Origin of the sequence: Nodularia sp. UHCC 0506 (genome assembly GCF_034931045.1) — a bacterium.
Lineage (GTDB): Bacteria > Cyanobacteriota > Cyanobacteriia > Cyanobacteriales > Nostocaceae > Nodularia.
The window spans coordinates 1148-3463 of sequence record NZ_JAYGHH010000054.1; the positions used below are offsets into that span (position 1 = coordinate 1148).

The following is a 2316-nucleotide window of genomic DNA, read 5'->3' on the forward strand; positions in this document are numbered from 1 at the left end:
GGGGTACAGCCGGGATACGTGCAAAATGGGACACGTTGTAAAGTTTTGTAAACAAAGGTAGTTGAAAGCATTGATTTGTAGAGATTGTGAACCAAAAAGAGGTTCAGTCGAGCCAAAAATTTTGGAAACGGTCTGGGGATAACTCAGTGTAGCGAATAGTGTGTTGAATATTCTTGTGTCCCAGATAAGCCTGAATAGCTCTAGTGTCATGACCTTTGGATGCTAGATAAAACCCACAGGCATGGCGTAACATATGCGGATGCACAGATAACCCTAACCCAGCCTTAATCCCAGCGCGACTAATAATATTAAAGGCTGTGGCCGCAGCCATTGGAGTTCCGCGCTCGGAAATAAACAGGTAAGGGGAATTAGGATATGAGCGTTGTAGAAGTCGTAGCCACCTTAACTCTTTGGCACGTAACGGATGCGTTGAACTAATACCATGCTTGAGTCGATTGATATAGATCGTGCCACTAGAAAAATCTACCTGTGACCATCGCAGTGCTGTCAATTCTGATACCCGTAGACCGTGACGATATGCCAGCAAAATTAAAGTCGAATCTCTATGACCATGCCGCCCGACAGATGAGGCGGCTTTGATCATAGCTTCAACTTCATTGGGTAGCAGATGTTCTCGTGTGCGTTTCTCTAGATTGGTAATTTTTTTGGGTGGAGCATTATGAGTCATAAAAACCAACTTGCCCATAAAAGGTAATTGGGTACTTCGGTATTGGGTACGGCACAATCAACTCCCCACACATTCCATGTTAAAAACTTGCCCATAAACAGTTGTTTTTGGTAATGTTTCTCTACATAAACTCCAGAGGAGTGGCTGATTAGTGATATATATCTTTTGAAGTTTCAAATTTTACACACCTACACATAGTGACATCTATAGAACGTACCGCTTACCCTAGATTTAAGCGCCACTTTACCACCAAAGAACTTACAGACATTTATACCCCAACTAAATCAGAAATTGCTTTTGCTTATACGACAGCTAAAGGTGAAAGTAATATTTTGAATCTGCTCGTCATCTTAAAATCATTTCAAAGACTAGGTTATTTTCCATCTCTTACAGATATCCCACTGAAAATAATTAACCACATTCGCAGTCATTTAAAATTTGAGATTGAGATTGTTTTTGGTTATGAAATTAGCTTTTTCAGACTGTTAAGCGCTTTGAAGTTTGAATCCACTACCAGTGAACAAAGTGTAGTTGAGGCATTAAATTTTCTTCTAGAAAATCAATCACGGCGTGGTGAGTTCTTTAATAATACTATTGATTTAGATTTTGCTTCTCCCCAATGGTAGAAGCTTTTACTTGTTGAACAAGGCAACAAAACTAAAATTGTGCGTCGCCATTTGGAAGTTTGTGTTTTTTCTTACTTAATGGCTGAATTGAGGTCGGGAGATATTTGCGTCAAGGGAAGTGAGAATTACGCAGATCATCGAGAACAGTTGTTGCCTTGGTCAGAATGTTTACCATTGATTGACCAGTATTGTCAAGATTTGGGTTTTGCGAATAATGCGGTTGGTTTTATTGAACAACTCAAGTCTTTGTTGACTGATACAGCTTTGAATGTGGATGCTGGTTATCCTGATAATCGTCAACTTGTGATTAATAATTTGGGTGAACCTGTATTAAAAAAGTCTCCACGTCATGATTTGAGTCCGTCGGCTAAGATTTTGCTGGATGCTGTGTCAGAACGGTTTCCAGAACGTAATTTGATTGATATTTTGCGAAATGTTGATTATTGGACTAATTTTACCCGCCATTTTGGTCCAATGAGTGGGAGCGACCCAAAGTTAGAACGAGCGACTGAACGTTACTTGTTGACTAGTTTTACTTATGGTTGTAATTTGGGACCGACTCAGGCGGCAAGACATATGCGAGGTATTGTTACAGGGAAGCAAATATCGTTTGTTAATCGCCGTCATGTGAGTGTGGATAAACTGAATGCCGCCCTTGTGGATATTATTAATCGTTACAATGTTTTAAAGCTGCCGGGGATTTGGGGTGATGGGACAACGGCGGCGGCGGATGGGACTAAGTATGAACTCTACGAAGAGAATCTGCTATCTGAGTATCATATCCGCTATGGTGGCTACGGAGGGATTGCTTACCACCATGTTTCTGATACCTATGTGGCGCTGTTTAGTCATTTTATTTCCTGTGGGACTTGGGAGGCTGTTTATATTATTGAGGGTTTGTTAAAAAATTTTTCTGATATTCAGCCTCATACGATTCATGCAGATACTCAGGGACAATCAACGCCTGTGTTTGCGTTGTCACATATGTTGGGGATTAAGTTA

At 40.5% G+C, this 2316-nt stretch carries 1 protein-coding gene and 2 pseudogenes; 2 read left to right on the forward strand and 1 reads right to left on the reverse strand.

The window, feature by feature from the left end:
• Positions 1-103: 103 nt before the first annotated feature.
• Positions 104-688, reverse strand: coding sequence for a tyrosine-type recombinase/integrase (locus tag VB654_RS21605; protein WP_323215857.1), 585 nt, complete (start codon positions 686-688; stop codon positions 104-106).
• A 197-nt stretch (positions 689-885) separates the two neighbouring features.
• Between VB654_RS21605 and VB654_RS21610 the strand changes: the two are divergent.
• Together VB654_RS21610 and VB654_RS21615 are read left to right on the forward strand one after the other, a co-directional pair.
• A pseudogene (locus tag VB654_RS21610) lies at positions 886-1128 on the forward strand (DUF4158 domain-containing protein); the annotation flags it as partial.
• A gap of 21 nt (positions 1129-1149) precedes the next feature.
• A pseudogene (locus tag VB654_RS21615) lies at positions 1150-2316 on the forward strand (Tn3 family transposase); the annotation flags it as partial.

Coding starts and splice junctions, on each gene's coding strand:
- VB654_RS21605 (WP_323215857.1), bottom strand. CDS start 688: ATGACTCATAATGCTCCACCCAAAAAAATTACCAATCTAGAGAAACGC.